The following is a 20,556-nucleotide window of genomic DNA, read 5'->3' as shown; positions in this document are numbered from 1 at the left end:
GCTGACTGGCCTATCAGGCGGACGCGACATCGACCATCCGCCGGACCGATCGCGGATGCGGACCGTCGGCCGGTCGGCAGGAGCCGGTGTGATGAATGGCGGTGCTACCGGATGCGCGGTGACCCCCGGTATGCGAGCCTCGTCCGAGCCATTCTCACGTGGCCGTGTCACCTGTCACCGCCGAGTGACCCTCAGCAAAGCATATGGTGACGCCGCCCGTCAGTCCCTGGGGAGAAATACTGTGCCGAACCTTGATGGGGCACTGAAGAGCGCGATGAGCATCGACGGCGCGATCGGTGCCGCCCTCGTCGACTACAACAGCGGCATGACGCTCGGCGTGGCCGGAGGCACCGGGGAGATCGACCTGACCGTCGCGGCCGCCGGCAACACCGACGTCGTCCGCGCCAAGCTGCGCACCATCGACATGCTGAACCTGAACGACGAGATCGAGGACATCCTCATCACGCTCGGCAGCCAGTACCACCTCATCCGCCCGCTGACCAGCCGCACCGGGAAGGGGCTCTTCCTCTACCTGATGGTCAGCAAGAACGGCGCCAACCTGGCGATGGCGCGCCACCGGCTGCGCTCCATCGAGGAGAGCCTGGAGTTGTGAGCGGGATCGACGACACCCAGACACCCCTTCCCCGCCGCACCGCACGCGGCACGGGGACGCTGCCGCAACCGCGCCGGCTGCCGCCGTCGCTGTCCGGGAACACGTCGCTGCCGTACCCGGCGATCCGGCAGGAGTTGTCGGAACTGCGCCTCCAGATCCCCGGGGTGCACGGCTGCGTCCTCGGCGGCGTGGACGGCCTGCTCATCACGCACAACCTCCAGACCGACGTCGACCCGAACGACCTGGCGGCGCTCGCCGCCACCACTTACGGGCTGGGTCGCCAGGTCGGGCTCCGGCTGGGGCAGGGCGACTTCCAGCAGTCGACGGTGCGCAACGCCGCCGGATATCTGAGCGTCTACGCGGTGGCCCCGCAGGCGCTGCTCGCCGTGGTCGGCGAGGACAGCATCAACGTGGCCCGGCTGCACCTGCACGCCCCGGCGGTGGCCGGACGGCTCGCCGGCCTGCTGAGCCAGTTCTCGGACGCGACCGGGCAGGGCTCCTGACGGACGCGCGGAGCCGTCGCGCCCCGTGTCGCGACGGCTCCGGCCGTCTTCGGGGCCAACGGGTCGAACTCACCCGGCAGAGGGTCCACACGAGCCGCTCCCCGGGGTGCTGGTGGTGCACCCCCCGTTCCGGCGTGGTCGCCGTCGACCACGGTGGTTCTCCCGGCAGGGGACGCCCGTCGCCTCGACCGCCGGCCCGGACCGGTCCCGGCCACGAAGGCGGACGACGAGCGGCACCAGGGTGGCACCCGCCAACGCCGCCGCGGCCAGGAACGTGCCGCGGGTCGAGGTGACCTCCTGGATCGCCCCGAGCAGGAGGGGCGAGACGAAGAGGCCGGCGAAGGTCGCGCTGGCCAGCATGGCGGTCGCCTGGCCGCGCCGGGCGGGCGGGGAGTGCTCGGCCACCAAGACGGTCAGCGCTGGCACGGCCAGCCCCATGCCGATCCCGAACACGGCCGGCGCGACGAGCATCAGCACCGGGGCGCCGGCCAGCCCGAGGGTGACCAGCGCGACCGTGAAGACGGCGAGGGTGACCGCGAGCAGCCGCAGGTGGCCCAGGCGGGCCCGGGACCGCGCGTAGCCCAGCCCGACGATGCTCATGACCAGCGACGGGGCGCTCGTGAAGACCGCCACGACGGCGGTCTCGGTGATGCCGACCTCGGCCAGTCGCAACGGGAGGAAGACCAGGACCCCGTACAGCAGCAGGCTGGTCACCGCCTGGAGGCCGTAGATGCCGACGAGCGCCGGGTGGCCGCGGAGCAGGCTCCACATCGACCCCGGCGGGCCCGGACGGCCGCCCGGCACCTTGCCGGTCGGCCGCCGCCGCGGAAGCGTCCAGAGCGTGACCAGGCCGAGCGGCACCCCGACCAGGTAGACGCCGAAGGGGGCGTGCCAGGAGAGCCCACCCAGCGCCCCACCCAGCAGCGGGAACAGCACGCCGCCGAGGCTGATCGCGGTGGACCGCCGGCCCATCACCCGGTCGCGCTCCGCACCGGCGTGCAGGTCGAGCAGGCCGAGCGTGGTTCCCGCGAAGACCACGGCCGCGCCGACGCCGAACAGCAGGCGGGTGGCGATCAGCAACGGGTAGCTCTCGGTGACCAGGCCGGCGCCGCCGGCGAGCCCGTACCCGATCAGGCCGAGGGCCAGCGGGGTGCGCACCCCCCACCGGTCGATGGCCCGGCCGACCAGCGGGCCGGCGAGGGCGAGGGAGAGTCCGTGCGCGGTGAGGACCAGCCCGGCGGCGGTGCCGGTGAGCCGCAGCTCGCTCCGGATCAGCTCGATCACCGGGGTCAGCACCGCCCCCGCGAGGACGGTCAGCATGGAGCCGGCGAACAGGACGACCAGCGCCACCCGGCGGCCGGCGACCGGGGCGGCCGTGCCGGGCGTCGCGGCGACGCCCGTCACGAGCGGTGCCCCGCCGGGCGACCGGCGCCCGCCGGCGGGTGGGCCGCGCCGGGTGCCGGGCCGGCCGGGTCCGAAGTCGGCCGGGCCGGGCCGGTCACCGGGTGGGCCGGTTCCGACGCGGCGCGCCGCACCAGGGCCAGGGCGGCCGTCCAGGTGAGCAGTTCGCCGAGCGTCGCGCCCAGGACCTGCTCCTGGTGCGGGGCGGGAACCAACCGCTCCCCGGCGAAGTCGCCGAAGACCGCCGGGCGCGGCTCGTCCAGCAGCGGCAGGTCGAAGTCGGCGAGGTCGAGCAGCTCGAACGCGACGGCCGGGTGCCGCTCGCGGGCCGCCTCGTGCACCCAGTCCGCCACCGCCCTGCCCCGCCGCCCGGGGCGGGTGGAGCCCACCACGATTCCGATCCGTATGCGTTCCATTGGTGGAGCGTCCAACCTCGACCATGGTCGAGGTCAAGTCGGTAGCATGCCGAGATGGCCAGCCTTCCGCCCCACCACACCGAACTGACCGTCGGCCAGGTCGCGGCCCGCACCGGCGTCGCCGTCACGGCGCTGCACTTCTACGAGGCCAAGGGGCTGATCCTGAGCCGGCGCACCAGCGGCGGGCAGCGCCGCTACCCCCCGCGAGGTGATCCGGCGGGTCTCCTTCATCCGGGCCGCCCAACGGGTCGGCATCCCGCTCCGGCTCATCGTCGAGGCGCTGGCCGGCCTGCCGGGCGGGCGGACCCCCACGCGGGAGGACTGGGCCCTGCTCTCCAGCACCTGGCAGACCGAACTGGACAATCGCATCGCCCAGCTCCAGCGCCTGCGCGACGATCTGACCGACTGCATCGGGTGCGGCTGCCTGTCGATCGACCGCTGCCTGCTGCGCAACACGGACGACCATCTCGGCGAGACCGGCCAGGGCCCACGCCGCCTGCTCGGGCCGACTCACGGTGGACGACTCGACACCGCACCGGAAGGGCACACCGGGAACGGGGACGTGGTGTAGCGGATGCGCCACGGGGTACCGCAGTCTGATCGACTGTATGCGTTTCTGGAGGCTCTCATGACCGGTTACCGGGTCAGCGACGTGATGACGAAGCAGGTCATCTACCTGCCCACGGAGACCCCCCTGGACGAGGCTGCCAGGGTGATGAAGGAGGCGGACATCGGCGACGTGGTGGTCACCGACGGCGCCACCCTCGCCGGCATGCTCACCGACCGGGACATCGTGGTCCGGGCGGTGGCCGAGCGGAGCGACCCGGCCACCACCACGATCGGCTCGATCGTCACCCGCGAGGTGGTGATGATCGAGCAGCACTCGACCGCGGCCGAGGCGGCGGCCCTGATGCGGGAGCGGGGCATCCGGCGGGTGCTGGTCTGCGACAGCGAGCGCAAGCTGGTCGGGATCGTCTCCCTCGGCGATCTCGCGATGCAGCTCGATCCGCAGTCGGCGCTGAGCGAGATCAGCGAGCAGGCGCCCACCGTCTGAGCTGTACGGAAGGGGCCCCTCGCGACGTTCGCGGTCGCGGAGGGGTCCCCTTCCGACGGCGGTAGCCTCGGAGGCATGTCATCCATGCCGGCCAGGCTTTCCGAGATCGTCGACGAGTTCGCCGCCGCGCCCCGCGACGTGGTGCTGGAGATGCTGCTGGAGTACGCCGACGTCATCCCGCCGCTGCCCGCCGGCTCCGCCGACCGGGAGGGCATGGAGCAGGTGCCGGAGTGCCAGACGGCGTTCTTCCTGCGCGCCCGGGTGACCCCGGAGAAGACGGTGGAGACGCTCTTCGACTGCCCGCCGGAGGCGCCCACCACGCGCGCCTTCGCCGGCATCCTCGCGGAAGGGCTGGCCGGTGCCAGCGCGGACCAGGTGCTCGCCGTCCCCGACGACCTCTACCAACGGATGGGGCTCGCCCAGGCGATCAGCCCACTGCGGGTGCGCGGGGGCACCGCGATTCTGGCCCGGCTCAAGCGGCAGGTCCGGGAACAGGTCAGCTGACCGGAGGGTTGTCACCCGGCATGGAGATCGAGATCTACGCCGACGTCGTGTGCCCCTGGTGCTACATCGGCAAGCGTCGGCTGGAGCAGGCCCTGAAGTCGTACGACGGCGAGGTGACCGTCCGCTACCGGCCGTTCCAGCTCGACCCGTCGCCGGTGCCGCAGCCGCGTCCGCTCGTCGACGCGATGGCCGCGAGGTTCGGCGGGCCGGAGCGGGTCCGGCAGATGTTCGGGCACGTGACGGAGGTGGCGGCCCAGCTCGGCCTGAAGCTCGACTTCGACCGCGCGCTCGCCGCGAACACCTTCGACGCGCATCGCCTGGTCTCCTGGGCCACCGAGCGTGGACGCGCCGCCGAGACGGTCGACGCGCTCTACCGCGCCCACTTCACCGACGGCGTGGACGTGGGCTCCCGCGACGCCCTCGCCGCGCTGGCCGCCGAGGCGGGTCTGGACGCCCCCGAGGCGCGCCGTTTCCTCGACTCCGACGAGCTGGTGGCGGAACTCTCCGACGAGCTGGCCACCGCCCGGCAGATCGGAGTGACCAGCGTGCCGACCTTCGTGCTCGCCGGCCGGTACGCGGTCACCGGCGCCCAGGAACCGGAGACCCTGCTCGCCGCTCTGGCCGAGGCGGACCGCCGCGAGGCCGAGCCCCACTGAGCCGTCGAACCCGCTGAGCCGCCGGCCCCGCCGGGCCGCGACGGCCCGGGCCGCCGGCCCCGCGACGCCGAGAGCCGGCCGGACATTGATCGACGCGATGTTTCACGTGCAACGGTATCGATGAACGTAAGTGCTCAGGCCGACCTGGCCAGGCCCTCCACCACCTGCGCCCCGGGCAGCGCGCCGAGCGCCGGGCCAGGCAGTGCAATCTTGCTGTGCCGTACGCCCGATCCGATGATCACGTGCGGGGCGGCGATCACCCGCGCGTCGACCAGGATCGGCCACTGCTCCGGCAGGCCGATGGGGGTGATGCCGCCGTACTCCATGCCGGTCAGCTCCACCGCGTCGGCCATCGGCGCGAAGCTCGCCTTACGCACGTCGAGAGCCCGGCGGGCCACGCCGTTGACGTCGACGCGGGTGGTGGCCAGCACGACGCAGGCCGCGTAGCGGACGACGCCCTCGCGCTTGCCGGCCACCACCACGCAGTTGGCCGACACGTCCAACCCCACCTCGTAGGCGGCGCAGAAGGCGGCGGTGTCGGCCAACTCGGCGTCGATCGGTGCCACCAGCACGTCGTCGGCGTCCACCGGCGCCTCGGCGGGCCACTGCCCGAGGGCGGCGGCCACGGGCGGGGCCAGCAGGTCGAGCCGGCTACGGGCGGGTTCGGTCTTCAGCGTCCCCATCACGCCTGCGATCCTCGCACCCGTCCGCGCCCGGGGCAGCACGGGACCACGGGTGACCGGAGCCGACCGCCGGCAGGGGGTCACCCCTATCCACCCCGGGATCGCTCCGTACGGCGTGTGGAACCGGATCGCGCCGGGTACCGGCCTCCGGCATGAGTGACCTTCCGCTGCACATCCTGACCGACGCAGGCTTCACCACCGACGAGGCGAACTCGATCGTCGCCCACCTGATCAACGGTGTCGACACCCACGACGAGCGGAGCGAGACCGACCGGATCGACGTCGAGGCGCTCCCGCCGGAGAAGAAGGAGGCGATCGACAAGTTCAACCTCGCCGTGGCCGCCGACTTCTAGCCCGCACCACCGGCTCCGTCCCGGGCTGCCGTAACGGCAGGCCGGGACGCCCCGGTCAGCCGCCGGTGAGGAAGCCGTTCTCGCGCAGCAGCGAGCGGTCCCGCGCGGCGGCCCGCTCCTCCGCCCGCTCGGCCTGGACCCGACGCACCTCCATCTCCTCGAGAGCGTGCCGGACGGCGAGCCGGATCACGCCGTAGAGGAAGACGAAGCCGGCGACGTAGAGGACGACGGTGGTGACCATGACGAGCATGGCGTCACGGTAGGTCGGACGCGAACGCGCGGGGCGTTCATCTTGCGCCGGTTCCCCCGTACGTGTCCGCGAGGTGGTCGGCCCAGCTCCGGGTGCCCGTCGGGGTGGCCTCGGTGACCAGGCCGCCCGAGCGCAGGGCGCGGCCGACCGCCCCGGGGATCCGGACCGGGAGCAGCGGACGGCGCGACCGGCGGGCCTCCCGCCAGGCGCGGGCCGCCGCGTCGAAGCGGAGCACCTCGGGGCCGCCGTACTCCTCGATGCCGCGCAGCGGGCCGGCGGCGAGCCGCCGGACGAGGCGGTCCGCGACCTCGGTGGGGTCGACCGGCTGGGCGAGTACCGCCGGATCACCGATCACCGGGCCGAGGCGGCTCGCCCCGCGCAGCATCCCGTCGAGGAACTCCGGGAACTGGGTCGCCCGCAGCACGCTCCACGGCACCGGCCCGGCCGCCACGGCCTGCTCGGCGGCGAGCTTGTGGCGGTAATAGGGGATCGGCACCCGGTCCACCCCGACGATCGAGACGTAGAGCAGGTGCCGTACGCCCGCCTGGCCGGCGGCGACGACCAGCCGGCGGGTGCCCAGCACGTCCACCCGGCGGGTCTGCCGCCCCCGGTTCGGCGACGAGGCCAGGTGCAGTACGGCGTCCACGCCGGTGACCGCCCCCGCCAGCCCCTCCCCGGTGGCCAGGTCGACCTCCACCCACCGCACCGGCGACCCGGTACGCGCCCGTCGGCTCGTCGCGAGGACCTCCCAGCCCTCGGCGCCGAGCCGGGGCAGCACCACCCGCCCGAGCCGACCACTCGCCCCGGTGACCAGTACCCGCATGGGCTTCCTCCGTTCCGTCCGTCGCGCGTCCGCCGCGCCTCGACGGTGGTGACGGTGCCGGGTCGACGCGCGTGACCGGCTGTGCGGCGGCTCACCGCGACCAGCGGCGGCCCGGCGGCCACCACCACGGCCACCGGCGGGATGGCCGGCGGTTCGTCGCCCGCCCATCCTCCCGGGCCGACGGTGGCGACCGGGCCGGATCGGCGCATCCCCGGGCGCCTCCCGCAACGGCACGCCGGCGCGCACCGCCAGCCGCGCCCGGGTCCCGGTGGCCGGTCAACCGGCGCGGGGCGCCACCCGGCCCGCCAGCACGACGCCCAGCAGCGCCAGCCCGGCGGCCACCGCGAGGGTGCCGGCATAGCTGGCGGGCCCCGGGGCCGTACCGGCGGCGAGCACCGCCCCGGTCAGCGCCAGCACGGTCGCCGCGAAGAGCGAGTCGCCCAGTTGCAGCGACGAGCTGTTGCGTCCCTGCTCCCCGGGCGCGGACAGCTCCAGGGTGAGCACCGAAAGCGACGGGTAGAGCAGCCCCATGCCGAGCCCCGCCCCGGCCCAACCCAGCACCCCGACCCAGATCGGCACCGCCGGCACGACGGTGACCGCCACCACGGCGGTACCGGCGGTGATGCAGGTCAGCCCCGCCCTCGGCAGGGTGGCCCGGGAACGCGGCGACGGAATCCGCCCCTGCACCCAGGAGCCCGCCGACCAGGCGACCGCGCCGGTGGTGAGGACCAGGCCGGCGGCCGTCGGCGACAGTCCGCGCTCCCGGGACAGCATCAGCGGGATCACCACCTCCGCGCCGACGAACGCGGCCGAGGCGAGCCCACGGAGCCCGACCACCGTGGGCAGGCCCCGGCCGGCGCGCAGGAAACCGGCCGGCAGCAGCCGGGGCGCGCACACCAGCAGCCCGCCCAACGCCAGCGCCACCAGCGCGACGGCGGCGGCGCCGCGCTGCTGCCCCCCGATGTGCAGCAGTGCGGCGCTCGCCCCCGCCCCGCAGGCCCAGCCGATCCGGGCCGCCGCGCCCGCGGGCAGCCCGGTCACCGCGGTCACGCCGAGCGCTCGCAGGCCGGGATGGATCAGCAGCACCGCCGGCACCGCCACCGCCGGCACCGCCAGGAAGACCCACCGCCAGCCGAGGTGTTCCACGATCAGGCCGGCCAGCGCCGGCCCGACCAGCGACGGTACGACCCACGCGGCGGCGAACGCCGCGAAGATCCGCCGGTGCAGCGCCTCCGGGTAGGCCTGCCCGACGATCACGTAGAGCGCCACCGAGAGCAGGCCGGAGCCGAACCCCTGCACGATCCGGCCGGCGACCAGGACGCCCATGGTGGTGGCACCGCCGGCGAGCACCAGCCCCAGCACGAACCAGACGAGCCCGTGCCACATCGGGGTCCGTGGCCCCCGGGAGTCGCACCAGATGCCGGAGGCCACCATGGCGAGCACACTCGCGGCGAACGGGCCCCCGAAGGCGATCCCGTAGAGGGCCAGCCCGTCCAGGCTGCGGGCGACGGTCGGCATGGCGGTACCCACCGCCAACGCCTCGAACGCGAGCAGCGAGACCAGCGCGACGCTGCCGATCGTCATCGCCCGCAGCCGGGGCGCGAAGAGCCCCGCCTCGTCGGCGGCCGGCACCGCCGTGGCGGTCACCGCCGACCCGCCCGGCGCGTCGGGCGGAGCGACCGGTGGCCGACGCGGGCCCGTGAGCCCGACGGATCCACCCCGGGGCGGAGCGGTTCGATCAGCATGGGGTCAAGCTTCGGACCTCAACCCGGATTGAGGTCAAGGGTGATCCGGCTCTCCCGCGCCGACCGGCCTGCGCCGCCCCGGCCGGTGCCGCGCCGGGGCGTACCCCCGGCCGTCCGGGCGGGCCACGCTCCGCGCCGGGGAGAAGTCCCCGGCGCAGGCATAACGGACGGTCCGCCGGGAAAGCCGGCCGCCGGAGCTCAGGCGCGGGAGGCGAGATGGCGTACGGCAGGAGCAGCGGCAGCGGGGGGCCCGACCGGCGCCTGTCCGGTCGTACGCCTCGATGACCCTGCTGGGCCGCGCCGCCGGCCGGCTCCTGCCGCCGGTGGCCGTGCCGCCGGTCGTCGGCGAGGCGTCCCGGAACGTCGGCGCCGCCGCGACCCGGCTGGCCCGGGCGGCGGGACTGACCCGGCGTCGGGTCTGGTCCCGGCCGGGGCGGCACCACATCGAGGTGCACGGAGTCTGCCAGGACGGCGGCGACACCCTCGCCCGGCAGGTCGAGGCGGCGGTGCAGGCGATGCCCGGGGTGCTCTGGGCCCGCGTCAACGCCCCGTCGGGGCGGGTCGTCGTGGCGGTCGGTACGCCCGAGCCGGCCCTGCGGGACCTCATCGCCACCGTGGCCCGCGCCGAACGCGTCTGCCCGCACGAACCCGACCCTGAGATCCCGCCGCCGCACCCGCCCGAGGAGGGGCCGCGTACGCCACGCACCCTCGGCGCCCTCGCCTCCGACGCCCTGGGCCTGACCCTCGCCGCCGCCACCCGGATCCTGCCGTTCGCGCCGCTGCCCGGAGAGGTCGCCGGGCTGCTCGGCGCGGTCGACCTGCACCCGAAGCTGCACGCGCTGGCGGACCGGGGGCTGCGCGCCGACCCCCGCGCCGACCTGGTCTTCCCGCTCGCCGAGGCGGTCGTGCAGGGCCTCACCGGCGCGTGGGTCGGAATCGTGCTCGACGGGGCGCAGCGGGTGGTGCAGTGGGGCGAGGCGCGGGCCCAGTTCCGCGCCTGGGCGCAGGCCGAGCCCCGACTCACCGGGGCCCCGGAGCGGGCCGTGGCCCGGGCGCCGAAGGTCGATCGCCCCCGACCGAAGCCGGACGGCCCCGCCGAGAAGTACGCGAACGCGACGCTCGTCGCGGGCGTCGCCGCAGCCGCCGCGACGCCGGCGGTCGGCCGGAAGCGGGCCGCCGCGCTGAGCCTCTCCACGCTGCCGAAGGCCCCGGGCAGCGGACGCGAGGGGTATGCCGCGCAGCTCGGCCGGATCCTCGCCCGGCGCGGCGTGATCGTGATGGACCGCAGCGTGCTGCGCGAACTCGACCGGATCGACACGCTGGTGCTGGACGCCGCCGTGCTGGGCTCCGACCGGGCCGTGCTGACGGACCTGGCGCCGCTGGCCGGGGCGGACACCGGGCAGGTGGCCGCGCGCGCCTTCGCCCTCTTCGACCCGGCCGCGCCCGCCGAGCCGCGCGACGCCGACGGCTGGCGGCTCGGGCCGCTGACCGGGCTGGACGCCGAGCACCCGGGCGACACCCCGGACAGCCGGCGGCTGCGCGAGGGCGGCGGCACGCTGCTCGGACTGGCCGACGGCGGGACCCTGGCCGCCGTGCTGCGGGTCGAGCCGGAACCGGCGCCCGGTGTCGATGCCCTGCCGGCCGCCGCCCGCCAGGCCGGCCTGCGGGTGGTGGTGGTCGGCGACGACGACCGACGGCACCGCTTCGCCGACGTCCACCTCCCGGGCGGCGACCGGCTGCCCGAGTCGGTGCGGGCGTTGCAGCGCGACGGCGCGGTGGTGATGGTGGCCTCCGGCAACCGGGCCGCGCTCGGCGTGGCCGACTGCGGCCTGGGCGTCGCCGCCCCCGAGGACCTCCCGCCCTGGGGCGCGCACCTCCTGGTCGGCGACGACCTGCGGGTGGTGGCGCTGGTGGTCGAGGCGACGGGGGTGGCCCGTCGGATGCTCCGGCAGAACATCGGCCTGGCCGCGGCCGGCACCGGCCTCGGCGCGCTGGGGGCGCTCACCGCCGCGCCGGCGCGGTTGCCCGGTCGCGCGCTGGCCGCCGTCAACGGCGCCGCCGCGCTGGCCTTCGCGCACGGCGTCCTGCGGGCCCGTCGGCTGCCCGACCGGACGGGCAGCCCCACGCCGACGATCACCGCCTGGCACCTGATGCCGGCCGCGACCGTGCTCGATCGGCTCGGCGCCGGGCCGGACGGGCTCGCCACCGAGGAGGCCCGGCGCCGGCGGGTGGACGCGCCCGGCGGGCTTCCAGGGCCCACGGGGCTGCTCCGCGCCTTCGTCGACGAGCTGACCAACCCGCTCACCCCGGTCCTCGCCGCCGGGGCGGTCCTCTCCGCCTCCTTCGGCTCGCCGGTCGACGCGGCCCTGGTCGGCGGGGTGGTCGGCGGCTCGGCGCTGCTCGGGGCGGTGCACCAGCACCACACCGAACGGTCGCTGGCCGAGCTGCTGTCCCGCTCGGCGGTGACCGCCCGGGCACGCCGGAACGGCACGGAACAGGTGCTGCCGGCCGAGGATCTGGTGCCCGGCGACGTGATCGTCCTCGAAGCGGGCGACGCCGTCCCCGCCGACTGCCGGGTGCTGGAGTCGGCCGGCCTGGAGACCGACGAGTCCTCGCTCACCGGTGAGTCGCTGCCCGTCGGCAAGACCGACCAACCGGTCGTCGCCGCCGCCCTGGCCGACCGCCGGTCGATGCTCTACGAGGGCACCACCGTCGCGGCCGGCCACGGAACCGCCGTGGTGGTGGCCACCGGCGCGGACACCGAGGCCGGGCGGAGCCTGGCGCTGGCCGGGCAGGCCCCGCCGGCCAGCGGCGTGGAGGCGCGGCTGGGTCGGCTGACCCGCGCGGCGATCCCGCTCGCCGCGGGCTCGGCGGTGGCGGTGGCCGGCGCCGGGCTGCTGCGCGGCGTACCGCTGTCGGAGACCGCCGCCACCGCCGCGAACCTGGCCGTCGCGTCCGTGCCGGAGGGACTGCCGTTCCTGGTCAGCGCCGCGCAGCTGGCCGCCGCGCGGCGGCTGGCGGAGCACGGCGCGCTGGTCCGCAACCCGCGCACCATCGAGGCGCTCGGCCGGGTGGACGTGCTCTGCTTCGACAAGACCGGCACCCTCACCGAGGGGCAGCTGATGCTCGCCGGGGTGGGCGACGACGGCCGGTACGCGCCCCTCGACAGGCTCGACGACGGCCTGCGCCCGACCCTCGCCGCGGCGCTGCGCGCCACCCCGGCCGCCGCCGACCCCCGCGACCTGGCCCAGCAGACCGACCGCGCGGTCCGGTCCGGTGCCGAGACGGCCGGGGTGACCGAGCGGACCGGCGCCCCGGGTTGGGAGCCGGTCGGCGGCCTGCCGTTCGAGCCGTCCCGCGGCTACCACGCCACCGTCGGCCGCACCGGGGACGGGCTGCTGCTCAGCGTGAAGGGGGCGCCGGAGTCGGTGCTGCCCCGCTGCGCGGCCTGGCGTACGTCGGGTGGCCGCGACGAGCCGCTCGACGACGAGGGACGCGGCGGCCTGCACGCCATGCTCGCCGACCGGGCCGGGGCGGGACACCGCGTCCTCGCCGTCGCCGAGTGCCGGGTCCCCTCGCCCGACGTGACCGACGAGCAGGTGCACGAACTGACCTTCGTCGGCTTCCTGGCCCTCGCCGACGGGGTACGCGAGAGCGCCGCCCCCGCCGTACGCCGGATCCGCCAGGCCGGCGTGCACACCATCATGATCACCGGCGACCACCCGGCGACCGCGGAGGCGATCGCGGCCACCATCAGCGACCGGGACGACCAGCGCGTGGTCACCGCGGTGGAACTCGACCAGCTCGACGACGAGGCCCTCGCGGCGCGGCTCGCCGCCACCGACGTGGTGGCCCGCTGCACGCCCGCCCACAAGGTCCGGATCATCCAGGCGTTGCAGAAGTGCGGGCGTACGGTGGCGATGACCGGCGACGGCGCCAACGACGCGCCCGCCATCCGGCTGGCCGACGTGGGCATCGCCCTCGGTCGGCGGGGCACCCCCGCGGCCCGCGCGGCGGCCGACCTGGTGGTCACCGACGACCGGCTGGAGACCATCATCGCCACACTGGTCGAGGGCCGGGCGATGTGGTCCTCGGTACGCCACGCGCTCAGCATCCTGGTCGGCGGGAACCTCGGCGAGATCGCGTTCAGCGTGCTGACCGCCGCCGCCACCGGCCGCTCGGCCCTCACCGGGCGGCAGTTGCTCCTGGTGAACCTGCTCACCGACCTGGCCCCGGCGCTGGCGATCGCGATCCGGCCACCGGGCGCGGAGCACGCCGACGGGCTGCTCCGGGAGGGCCCGGACACCTCGCTCGGCGAGACGATGCTGCGGGAGATCGGGCTGCGCGCCACCGCCACAACGCTGGGCGCGACCGTCGGCTGGACCCTGGCCCGCCACACCGGGCGACGCAGGCGGGCGAGGACCGTCGCGCTGGTCTCGCTGGTCGGCACCCAGCTCGGGCAGACCGTGCTCGCCGGCGGCACCAGCCCCGCCGTGCTCGGCTCCACCGCCGCGTCGCTCGGGGTGCTGGTGGCGGTCGTCCAGACGCCGGGGGTCAGCCAGTTCTTCGGCTGCACGCCGCTCGGCCCGGTCGGCTGGACCATCGCGACGGGCAGCGCGCTCGGCGCCACCTTCGCCAACGGAGCGCTCACCCGCCTGGCGGAACGCCTGCCCCGGTCCGGTTCCCGCCCGCCGACGGCGTCCCCCGACCGGGACCGCCCGCCGGCATGACCGCGCCGATCCGGGGTACGGCTCCGGGTGGGGGTGGTCAGGGTGACGACGCAGCCGGAGGTCACGTTCATCGGCACTGCCACCACGGTGCTGCGGATCGGCGGGTTCACCCTGCTGACCGATCCGAACTTCCTGCACCGGGGTCAGCGCGCGTACCTGGGCAAGGGGCTCTGGTCGCGCCGCCGTACCGACCCGGCGCTGCGGATCGCCCAGCTGCCGTCGCTGGACGCGGTGGTCCTGTCCCACCTGCACGGCGACCACTTCGACCGCGTAGCCCGCCGGGAACTCGACCGGGAACTGCCGATCGTCACCACCCCCGCCGCCGAGCGCAAGCTGCGCCGCTGGGGCTTCCGGGCCGCCGAGGGGCTGCCCACCTGGAACTCCCGCGAGCTGCGCCGGGACGGCGAGACGCTGCGGCTGACCTCGATGCCGGGAAAGCACGGGCCGGGCGCACTGGACCGGCTGCTGCCCGACGTCATGGGCACGATGATCGACCTGGAACGTGACGGGGCCCGCCAGTTCCGCCTCTACGTGACCGGCGACACCCTGAACCGGCCGATGCTGGCCCACATCCCCGAGCGGTACCCGGACATCGACGCGATGCTGATCCACCTCGGCGGCACGCGGATCGCCGGGATCCTGCTCACCATGGACGCGCGGCAGGGTGCTGACCTGGCCGAACTGGTCCGTCCGAAGCTCACCGTGCCGATCCACTACGACGACTACCCGGTGTTCCGCTCGCCGCTGGGCCACTTCGTGGCGGAGGCGCGCCGGCGCGGCTTCGCCGGGAGCGTCCGCACCATCGCCCGCGGCGAGACCGCCCCGCTCACCCCGTCCGGCCTGTCGTCCCCGCCGGCGTCGTCGGCCTGAGCGGCACTGCCGCCCCCGGAGCGGACCGGAGGCGGCAGTTGGTCGTGACGCTCGGTCAGGCGCGCTCGGAGATCGCCTCGATGAGGTCGCCCACCGGGCGCTCGGGCAGGGAACGGGCCACGTCGGCGACGGCCACGATGCCGACGAGCTCGTGCCCGTCGATGACCGGCAGCCGGCGCACCTTGTGCTGGCTCATGGTCCGCAGGATCTCGGCCGCGTCGTCGTCCGCGCCGATGGTCACCGCCTCGCCCTGGGCCAGCTCGCCGGCGGTGACCCGGGCCGGGTCGCGCCCCTCGGCGAGGACCTTCACCACGATGTCGCGGTCGGTGAGCATCCCCTTGAGCCGGTTGTCGTCCCCACAGATCGGCAGCGACCCGACGCCCAACTGGGCCATCTGCTTCGCGGCCGTCCTGAGGTCGTCCTGCTCGCGGATACAGGTCACGTCGCTCGTCATGATCTCGCGTGCGGTAGGCATTGGCATGACACCTCACTTCCGGGGGTTGTTGACTGTCTCCTACCCCCGGCGGTCCGGCCCATGCGCCGGACGCGCCACGGTCGCCGAAGCCACCGCCCGGGCCCGGGCCGCCCCGCCCGTCAGCCCGCCGGGTGCCAGGTCGCGGCGGCGCGGCGCAGCCGGTCGTTGATCGCGCGGCCGACGCCGGCCTCGGGGACCGGCTCGACCAGGATCTCGTCGACGCCGGCGGCGTCCAGCCCGTGCAGCGCGTCGAACAGCCGCGCGGCGGCCTCGGTCAGCTCACCGGCGGCGGAGAGCACCTCCACCGCCGCCCAGTCGCCCACCGGCCGGGCCCGGAAGGCCAGGTAGCCGCGCCGGACCCCGTCGGCCGCCGGCGGCGCGCCGCCCGGCGCCAACCGCAAGGGCGTACGCGGGGCGTAGTGCGCCGTCAGGGTGCCGGGCGCGACGGGCTGCCCGGAGCTGCCCGGGCGTACGGTCACCGGGCCGGCGGCCTCCTCCAACGCCTCGACCGGCAGGGCGCCGAGGCGCAGCACGACGGGCCGCTCGCCCCGGGCGTCCACGATGGTCGACTCGATTCCGCACCGGGTCGGGCCGCCGTCGAGCACCACGTCCACGGCCGCGCCCAGGCCCCACACGACGTGCTCGGCCCGCGTCGGGCTGAGCTGGCCGAACCGGTTCGCGCTCGGCGCGGCCACCGGCACGCCGGCCTCGGCGATCAGCGCCCGCGCGTGCTCGTTGTCCGGCACCCGGACCGCCATCGTCGCCAGCCCCGAGGTGACGATCGGCGGGATCGCCGCCGGGCGGTCCACGATCAGCGTGAGCGGCCCGGGCCAGAAGCGCTCGGCCAGCGCGGCCACCGCCGCCGGCACCGTCCCCACCAGCTTCTCCAGCTCGGCGCCGTCGGCGAGATGCGTGATCAGCGGATCGAAGCTGGGCCGCGCCTTCGCCTCGAAGATCCGGGCCGCGGCCCGCGCGTCCAGCGCGTTCGCGCCGAGCCCGTAGACGGTCTCGGTGGGGAACGCCACCAGCCCGCCGGTACGCAGGACGGAGGCGGCCTCGGCGATGCCGCTGTCGGCCGGGAGCAGGCGCGGGTTTCCGGTGGTCACGATCCGACGCTAACCTGCCGGCGGCGGCGCCCCGCGGGCGACCGCCCACCCACCGGTCGCGGCACGCCGGCGGACCGCACCGATGAGCGAGGATGGGCGGCATGCTTCGTACCCCTCGCGCTCTCCTGCTGGACTTCGGCGGCGTCCTGGCCGACGCGCCGCCTCAGCCACCGGCCGCCCCCGCGCTGGTGCGGCGCCTGTCGGAGCTGGTCGGCGCAGCGGTGCCGGGCGAGCGGATCGCACGCGACCTGGGCGAGGGCCACCGGGCGTACGCCCGGTGGCGCGACGACGTGGGCAGCGCGGACGACCCCGTCGAGTTGCCGCACGGCCAGGTGTGGGCCGACTTCGTGACCCGGTCCTGGCCCCAGGAGGCCCGCGACGCCGTCGAGCGGGAGGCGACCGCGCTGGCGTACGCCTGGACGTGGCGGGAGCAGTGGGCCGTGCGTCCCGGCGTCCGCGAGGCGCTGCACCACGCCGCCACGGCCGGCCTCCCGATGGCGGTGGTCAGCAACACCCTCTGCGGTGCCGCCCACCGGGACTTCCTCGCCTCGGCCGGGCTGTCCGGGCTGTTCTCGGCCGAGTTCTACAGCGACGAGGCCGGGCCCCGGAAGCCGAACCCGCGGTTGGCGCACCTGGCGGCCCGGGCGATCGCGGTACCGATCGAGGACTGCTGGTTCGTCGGCGACAGCGTGCACCGCGACGTCGTCTGCGCCCGCCGGGCCGGCACCGGCGCCGCGATCCTGATGCGGTCGCCCCGCACCGATCGGGAAGCGGCGCTTCCCGGCGTCGAGCCGGACGCCCGGATCGAGGACGGGCACGGGCTCCTCGCGCTGCTGCGCCGCTCGGCCGGCGGGTGACGGGAGACCCGCCGCCGGCCGCCCCGGCGCTGCCCGCCCTCCCGGCGGACGGAGCCCGGCCACGGGTGGGGCGGCGGTCCCGCCGCCCTCACCAGGAGGGCTGCCCCGGCGGAGCGGGAACCGGCGGATCCGAGGGTGCGGGCAGGAGCACCGAGAGCACCCGGACGAGCGGACGGAAACCCGCGCCGTCGTAGATCCGGCGGGCCGGGTTCCCGTCGACCACCGACAGGCCGACGGCCGGCAGCCCCGCCTCGTACGCTCCGCGCATCGCGTGGGTGAGCAATGCCCGACCGAAGCCGCGGCCCTGGGCGCGCGGCGCGACGGCGAGGTTGAGGATCCAGGCGCAGACGTCGGCGGTCCAGGGCACGGGCCCGGCGCACAGGACGTGGCCGGCGCTGTGCCCGTCGGGATCCATCAGGCGCGCGCAGGCCGACAGGAGCGGCGGTACGGGCTCGCCACCGTCGAACATCGCCCGGACCTGCTCGCTGTGGCCGGCCCGCCACGGCCCGTCCGGATGCTCCGGCCCGTACGCCGCCGCCAGGGCTACCGCCAGATCCTCGTCCCAGCCCGGACTCCCCAGGGACCACCCGGCGGGCAACGCCACTGGCGCCGGCACCTGGCCCAGATCGTGACGCATGTCGGTCGCCGCCCGGTGCAGCCGGAGACCGCCGGCCACCAGGGCGTCCACCAGGCCGTCGTCGGCGGTTTCCAGCCGGAAGCCGGCGAGGTCACGGCGCGCCTGCTCGGCGAGCCGCTCGCGCGCCGCCCCCGGCAGCGGCGCGACCGCGGCCGCGACCCGCTCTCCCGCCTCGTCACGGACGCGCAACCGGGCCAGCGCCGTGCCGTCGTCGGCGAGGAGCAGCGAGTCGGCGCGGTCTTCCGGGTGCGGCCGCAGAGGCATCGGGCGAGCCTAGTGGCTCCTCCGGTCGGACTCCATCGAAAAGCCGGCTCGGGGGCGGGTCCGTCTGCCCGGCACATCGGGGCGCCGCCGCGTGCTCGGGGCCGGGTCTGCCCCGCCGCGTTCTCGGCGCCACGCTCCGGCGGCGGCCCGCGCTGGCGCCGGGTGGCGCGATGCCGATTCGTACGTCAGGGCGTCCCCTTCGGCTGGAACGAGCTTGTCCTATGCCTGTGCTCTACTCCCGTCATGCATGTCGTCGTCACAGGCGCACTCGTCGAGAACGGCGCGGTCCTGCTAGCACACCGCAGGCCGACCAAACGGGCGTACCCAGATGTCTGGGATCTGCCCGGCGGAGAAGTCGAAGCGGGTGAGTCGGAACTACAAGCCCTCGCGCGTGAGATGCACGAGGAACTCGGTGTTCACATCGTGGCGGAGTCCGCTTCGCGGTTGGGCGTGCTGCATGCCGGCAGTGGTGAGGACGCCGTTCACGTGGGCGTCTGGCAGATCGGAGAGTGGGTCGGCTCTCCGATCAACCGTGCGCCTGACGAGCATGACGACATCGCATGGGTCGGGGTCAGCGAGCTGGGCGGCCTTCCCCTCCCGCACGGCGTCTTGGCGGCAATGGTTCGCTCCCTGCCCGAGTTCACCTGCGCCCGCCGGCACTCAGAGGTCACCGACCGCAACCGGGACGACCGAGAAGCCAAGGTCGGCTGTCGGGCATGTGCTGGGACGGATTCGTCAGGCGGCGGGTTGGCAGAGAACAGGCGCCCTGCCAGCTGGCTTGTCGGGTGCCGCTGCCCATGAATGGGGTGGAGCAGCGCCCTGGTGCGCCGAGACTTTCGCTCGACGGTCGCGACGACATAGATTCGTGCCTTGGTGTCAAGCCACGGGGGTCGGGCGGGAGGGGCACGATGCGGATTGGCGAGCTTGCGGCCCGGACCGGGGTGAGCGCCCGGTCGATCCGCTACTACGAACAGCAGGGTCTGCTCGTGTCGATGCGTACGGCGAGCGGCCAGCGGATCTTCCCAGAAGCGGCGGTCGAGCGGGTCCTGCTGATTCAGCGATTGTTCGACGCGGGTCTGAGCAGTAGGCGCATGTATGAGCTGCTGCCCTGCATGACGAGACCGGACATTCGCACGTCGTGGCTGACCGACCGGCTCCGCGAGGAGCGCGAGCGCGCCGTCGCGGAGATGGCCCAGCTCGCCCGTACGGTCTTGGCGCTGGACTGCATCATTGAGGACGTGACGGTCGACGGGCCGACCGGCGGATCTGCGGCACGCGCTGTGGCGTGAGACCGGCGTCACTGCTGGCTTGCCCCTGACACCGGTGTCAACTTCTATCGTGCGGCCATGACAGCGATCCCTACCTCGCGCCCGGACGTCAACCTGCCGGTAGCAGCGCTGCTGGAGCCAGTCACGTTCGCCGGTCTGCCGCTGGCCTCCCGATTCGTCATGGCACCGATGACCCGGTTCCGCTCGCCGGGCGGGGTGCCGGCGCCCGAGGTAGCCGGGTACTACCGCCGCAGGGCGGAGCATGGCATCGGGCTCATCATCACCGAGGGGGTCTGGGTCGGCCATCTCACCGCAGGCCACGAGGACGCGGTGCCGCGGATGACCGCAGGGGACGCCGAGGCAAGCTGGCGGCGTGTGGTCGATGAGGTGCACGCGGTGGGCGGCCGCATCGCCGCGCAGCTGTGGCACCTGGGCAGCCTGCGGGAGCCGGTCGACGGGGTGGAGGCGTGGACTCCGTCAGGTGTTCGTGAGTCGGGTCGGCCGGCAAGCCACGCGATGACAGGGGCCGACATCGACGAGCTGCTGGAGTCGTACGCCGAGGCGGCAAGGGTGGCGGCCAGGGCCGGATTCGACGCGGTCGAGATCCACGCCGCGCACGGCTACCTGCTGGACGAATTCCTATGGCCGTTCACCAACCGGCGCACGGACGCGTTCGGCGGCTCGCCGGCGCGGCGGGCGGCATTTCCGGCCGCAGTCGTGCGCGCCGTCCGCGCGCAGTTCCCTGCGGACCGGCCGGTGATCGTGCGGTTCTCGCAGTTCAAAGAGCGGCGGTTTGACGCCCGAATCGCGGAGACTCCCGCTGAGCTGGACGCAATCCTGACCGCGTTCGCCGAGGCCGGCGCGAGCGCGCTGCACGCGTCCCAGCGGCGGTTCTGGCAGCCGGCGTTCCCCGGCTCGGGTCTGACCCTCGCCGGCTGGGCCAAGCGGCTCACCGGCCTGCCGACGATCACGGTGGGCTCGGTCGGCCTAACTCGCGATTTCCTGCGGCCCGGCGGTACCGAGTCAGTCTCCGGCTTGGTTGAGCGGGTGGCGGCCGGCGAGTTCGACCTCGTCGCGCTCGGCCGCATCCTGCTGGGCAACCCTGCCTGGGTCACCCACGCCGCCGCGGGACAGCTCGACGCCATCATCGATTACCGCAAGTCCCACGAGGACACATACCACTGAGTCACCGGTGTCGGGTTGCGCAGGGCAGCGGCTCGCAAGTCGGGTGGACGGGCCAGACCCTGAGCTACCTGCTTTCCGCAGTAGGCATCCGTGCAATCGGCGGAAGGAAGCCACGCCGCGACCCGAGGCTCGACGGCTACGAGCCGGCGCCCTACCCGAAGGG

At 75.1% G+C, this 20,556-nt stretch carries 22 protein-coding genes and 1 pseudogene; 14 read left to right on the top strand and 9 right to left on the bottom strand.

Features of this window, described 5'->3' with window-relative positions:
* Window positions 1-241 precede the first annotated feature (241 nt).
* Together V6V16_RS09770 and V6V16_RS09765 are read left to right on the top strand one after the other, a co-directional pair.
* The gene (locus V6V16_RS09770) at window positions 242-613 is read left to right on the top strand and encodes a hypothetical protein (RefSeq protein WP_334561531.1); all 372 of its coding nucleotides are present in this window, start codon (window positions 242-244) and stop codon (window positions 611-613) included.
* Window positions 610-1,116, top strand: coding sequence for a roadblock/LC7 domain-containing protein (locus V6V16_RS09765; protein WP_334561530.1), 507 nt, complete (start codon window positions 610-612; stop codon window positions 1,114-1,116). Before V6V16_RS09770 ends, V6V16_RS09765 begins: the two co-directional genes overlap by 4 nt.
* A gap of 69 nt (window positions 1,117-1,185) precedes the next feature.
* Here the strand turns inward: V6V16_RS09765 and V6V16_RS09760 are convergent, their stop codons facing one another.
* Window positions 1,186-2,520 (bottom strand): MFS transporter, encoded by a 1,335-nt coding sequence (locus tag V6V16_RS09760; RefSeq protein WP_334561529.1) that lies wholly within the window; start codon window positions 2,518-2,520, stop codon window positions 1,186-1,188.
* Window positions 2,517-2,933: an NADPH-dependent FMN reductase gene (locus tag V6V16_RS27900; protein ID WP_442934060.1), complete on the bottom strand. Its 417-nt coding sequence runs from the start codon at window positions 2,931-2,933 to the stop codon at window positions 2,517-2,519. Before V6V16_RS27900 ends, V6V16_RS09760 begins: the two co-directional genes overlap by 4 nt.
* A 54-nt stretch (window positions 2,934-2,987) precedes the next feature.
* Here V6V16_RS27900 and V6V16_RS27895 point away from each other — a divergent pair.
* From V6V16_RS27895 to V6V16_RS09735, 5 genes and pseudogenes are all read left to right on the top strand, one after another.
* Window positions 2,988-3,083: pseudogene (locus tag V6V16_RS27895) on the top strand (hypothetical protein); the annotation flags it as partial.
* Window positions 3,084-3,141: 58 nt separating this feature from the next.
* Window positions 3,142-3,504 (top strand): redox-sensitive transcriptional activator SoxR, encoded by a 363-nt coding sequence (gene soxR / locus V6V16_RS09750; RefSeq protein WP_442934059.1) that lies wholly within the window; start codon window positions 3,142-3,144, stop codon window positions 3,502-3,504.
* 57 nt (window positions 3,505-3,561) lie between these two features.
* Window positions 3,562-3,987 (top strand): CBS domain-containing protein, encoded by a 426-nt coding sequence (locus V6V16_RS09745; RefSeq protein WP_334561528.1) that lies wholly within the window; start codon window positions 3,562-3,564, stop codon window positions 3,985-3,987.
* 75 nt (window positions 3,988-4,062) lie between these two features.
* Window positions 4,063-4,491, top strand: coding sequence for a SufE family protein (locus tag V6V16_RS09740; protein WP_334561527.1), 429 nt, complete (start codon window positions 4,063-4,065; stop codon window positions 4,489-4,491).
* 20 nt (window positions 4,492-4,511) lie between these two features.
* Window positions 4,512-5,147, top strand: coding sequence for a DsbA family oxidoreductase (locus tag V6V16_RS09735; protein ID WP_334561526.1), 636 nt, complete (start codon window positions 4,512-4,514; stop codon window positions 5,145-5,147).
* Between the two features lie 134 nt (window positions 5,148-5,281).
* On the opposite strand, the gene V6V16_RS09730 is transcribed toward V6V16_RS09735, so the two are convergent.
* Window positions 5,282-5,830: a YbaK/EbsC family protein gene (locus tag V6V16_RS09730; protein WP_334561585.1), complete on the bottom strand. Its 549-nt coding sequence runs from the start codon at window positions 5,828-5,830 to the stop codon at window positions 5,282-5,284.
* A gap of 152 nt (window positions 5,831-5,982) precedes the next feature.
* Here V6V16_RS09730 and V6V16_RS09725 point away from each other — a divergent pair, with 152 nt between their 5' ends.
* Window positions 5,983-6,183 carry a hypothetical protein gene (locus V6V16_RS09725; protein ID WP_334561525.1) on the top strand — a complete coding sequence of 67 codons (201 nt, stop codon included), beginning with the start codon at window positions 5,983-5,985 and terminating at the stop codon, window positions 6,181-6,183.
* A 55-nt stretch (window positions 6,184-6,238) separates the two neighbouring features.
* On the opposite strand, the gene V6V16_RS09720 is transcribed toward V6V16_RS09725, so the two are convergent.
* The 3 genes from V6V16_RS09720 to V6V16_RS09710 form a co-directional block, all read right to left on the bottom strand.
* Window positions 6,239-6,433 carry a hypothetical protein gene (locus V6V16_RS09720; RefSeq protein ID WP_334561524.1) on the bottom strand — a complete coding sequence of 65 codons (195 nt, stop codon included), beginning with the start codon at window positions 6,431-6,433 and terminating at the stop codon, window positions 6,239-6,241.
* Window positions 6,434-6,470: 37 nt separating this feature from the next.
* Window positions 6,471-7,256 carry an SDR family oxidoreductase gene (locus V6V16_RS09715; RefSeq protein ID WP_334561523.1) on the bottom strand — a complete coding sequence of 262 codons (786 nt, stop codon included), beginning with the start codon at window positions 7,254-7,256 and terminating at the stop codon, window positions 6,471-6,473.
* Window positions 7,257-7,532: 276 nt separating this feature from the next.
* On the bottom strand, window positions 7,533-8,903 hold the full coding sequence (locus tag V6V16_RS09710; protein ID WP_334561522.1) for an MFS transporter: 1,371 nt from the start codon (window positions 8,901-8,903) through the stop codon (window positions 7,533-7,535).
* Between the two features lie 379 nt (window positions 8,904-9,282).
* Between V6V16_RS09710 and V6V16_RS09705 the strand changes: the two genes are divergently transcribed.
* Window positions 9,283-13,731: an HAD-IC family P-type ATPase gene (locus tag V6V16_RS09705; RefSeq protein ID WP_334561521.1), complete on the top strand. Its 4,449-nt coding sequence runs from the start codon at window positions 9,283-9,285 to the stop codon at window positions 13,729-13,731.
* Window positions 13,732-13,773: 42 nt separating this feature from the next.
* Window positions 13,774-14,601: an MBL fold metallo-hydrolase gene (locus V6V16_RS09700; RefSeq protein ID WP_334561520.1), complete on the top strand. Its 828-nt coding sequence runs from the start codon at window positions 13,774-13,776 to the stop codon at window positions 14,599-14,601.
* Window positions 14,602-14,656: 55 nt separating this feature from the next.
* Here V6V16_RS09700 and V6V16_RS09695 read toward each other — a convergent pair whose 3' ends face one another.
* Window positions 14,657-15,076 carry a CBS domain-containing protein gene (locus V6V16_RS09695; protein WP_334561519.1) on the bottom strand — a complete coding sequence of 140 codons (420 nt, stop codon included), beginning with the start codon at window positions 15,074-15,076 and terminating at the stop codon, window positions 14,657-14,659.
* Window positions 15,077-15,195: 119 nt separating this feature from the next.
* A complete protein-coding gene (locus tag V6V16_RS09690; protein WP_334561518.1) occupies window positions 15,196-16,182 on the bottom strand; it encodes an L-threonylcarbamoyladenylate synthase in 987 nt (328 codons plus the stop codon).
* 101 nt (window positions 16,183-16,283) lie between these two features.
* On the opposite strand from V6V16_RS09690, the gene V6V16_RS09685 reads away from it, so the two are divergent.
* Complete coding sequence (locus tag V6V16_RS09685; RefSeq protein ID WP_442934058.1) at window positions 16,284-17,039, top strand: HAD family hydrolase; 756 nt, start codon at window positions 16,284-16,286, stop codon at window positions 17,037-17,039.
* Window positions 17,040-17,127: 88 nt separating this feature from the next.
* On the opposite strand, the gene V6V16_RS09680 is transcribed toward V6V16_RS09685, so the two are convergent.
* Entirely contained in the window at window positions 17,128-17,940 is an 813-nt protein-coding gene (locus V6V16_RS09680) for a GNAT family N-acetyltransferase (protein ID WP_334561516.1), read from the bottom strand.
* A gap of 243 nt (window positions 17,941-18,183) precedes the next feature.
* Here V6V16_RS09680 and V6V16_RS09675 point away from each other — a divergent pair, with 243 nt between their 5' ends.
* The 3 genes from V6V16_RS09675 (at window position 18,184) to V6V16_RS09665 (ending at window position 20,393) form a co-directional block, all read left to right on the top strand.
* Window positions 18,184-18,741 (top strand): NUDIX domain-containing protein, encoded by a 558-nt coding sequence (locus tag V6V16_RS09675; RefSeq protein WP_334561515.1) that lies wholly within the window; start codon window positions 18,184-18,186, stop codon window positions 18,739-18,741.
* A gap of 107 nt (window positions 18,742-18,848) precedes the next feature.
* Window positions 18,849-19,229: a MerR family transcriptional regulator gene (locus V6V16_RS09670; protein ID WP_334561514.1), complete on the top strand. Its 381-nt coding sequence runs from the start codon at window positions 18,849-18,851 to the stop codon at window positions 19,227-19,229.
* Window positions 19,230-19,286: 57 nt separating this feature from the next.
* Window positions 19,287-20,393, top strand: a complete 1,107-nt coding sequence (locus V6V16_RS09665) for an oxidoreductase (RefSeq protein ID WP_334561513.1) — start codon at window positions 19,287-19,289, stop codon at window positions 20,391-20,393.
* The last annotated feature ends 163 nt before the right edge of the window (window positions 20,394-20,556 follow it).

Source organism: Micromonospora sp. CPCC 205561, assembly GCF_036906775.1.
Classification (GTDB): domain Bacteria; phylum Actinomycetota; class Actinomycetes; order Mycobacteriales; family Micromonosporaceae; genus Micromonospora.
Note: the sequence above shows the minus strand (reverse complement) of the source record. Positions and strands in the feature narration are given on the sequence as shown.

Excerpts from the sequence above, each read along its gene's own strand:
- V6V16_RS27900 (WP_442934060.1), bottom strand. The coding sequence starts at position 2,933 with ATGGAACGCATACGGATCGGAATCGTGGTGGGCTCCACCCGCCCCGGG.
- V6V16_RS09695 (WP_334561519.1), bottom strand. The coding sequence starts at position 15,076 with ATGCCTACCGCACGCGAGATCATGACGAGCGACGTGACCTGTATCCGC.
- V6V16_RS09685 (WP_442934058.1), top strand. The coding sequence starts at position 16,284 with ATGCTTCGTACCCCTCGCGCTCTCCTGCTGGACTTCGGCGGCGTCCTG.
- V6V16_RS09675 (WP_334561515.1), top strand. The coding sequence starts at position 18,184 with ATGCATGTCGTCGTCACAGGCGCACTCGTCGAGAACGGCGCGGTCCTG.
- V6V16_RS09680 (WP_334561516.1), bottom strand. The coding sequence starts at position 17,940 with ATGCCTCTGCGGCCGCACCCGGAAGACCGCGCCGACTCGCTGCTCCTC.
- V6V16_RS09670 (WP_334561514.1), top strand. The coding sequence starts at position 18,849 with ATGCGGATTGGCGAGCTTGCGGCCCGGACCGGGGTGAGCGCCCGGTCG.
- V6V16_RS09740 (WP_334561527.1), top strand. The coding sequence starts at position 4,063 with ATGTCATCCATGCCGGCCAGGCTTTCCGAGATCGTCGACGAGTTCGCC.
- V6V16_RS09745 (WP_334561528.1), top strand. The coding sequence starts at position 3,562 with ATGACCGGTTACCGGGTCAGCGACGTGATGACGAAGCAGGTCATCTAC.
- V6V16_RS09720 (WP_334561524.1), bottom strand. The coding sequence starts at position 6,433 with ATGCTCGTCATGGTCACCACCGTCGTCCTCTACGTCGCCGGCTTCGTC.
- V6V16_RS09665 (WP_334561513.1), top strand. The coding sequence starts at position 19,287 with ATGACAGCGATCCCTACCTCGCGCCCGGACGTCAACCTGCCGGTAGCA.
- V6V16_RS09705 (WP_334561521.1), top strand. The coding sequence starts at position 9,283 with ATGACCCTGCTGGGCCGCGCCGCCGGCCGGCTCCTGCCGCCGGTGGCC.
- V6V16_RS09725 (WP_334561525.1), top strand. The coding sequence starts at position 5,983 with ATGAGTGACCTTCCGCTGCACATCCTGACCGACGCAGGCTTCACCACC.
- V6V16_RS09730 (WP_334561585.1), bottom strand. The coding sequence starts at position 5,830 with ATGGGGACGCTGAAGACCGAACCCGCCCGTAGCCGGCTCGACCTGCTG.
- V6V16_RS09735 (WP_334561526.1), top strand. The coding sequence starts at position 4,512 with ATGGAGATCGAGATCTACGCCGACGTCGTGTGCCCCTGGTGCTACATC.
- V6V16_RS09715 (WP_334561523.1), bottom strand. The coding sequence starts at position 7,256 with ATGCGGGTACTGGTCACCGGGGCGAGTGGTCGGCTCGGGCGGGTGGTG.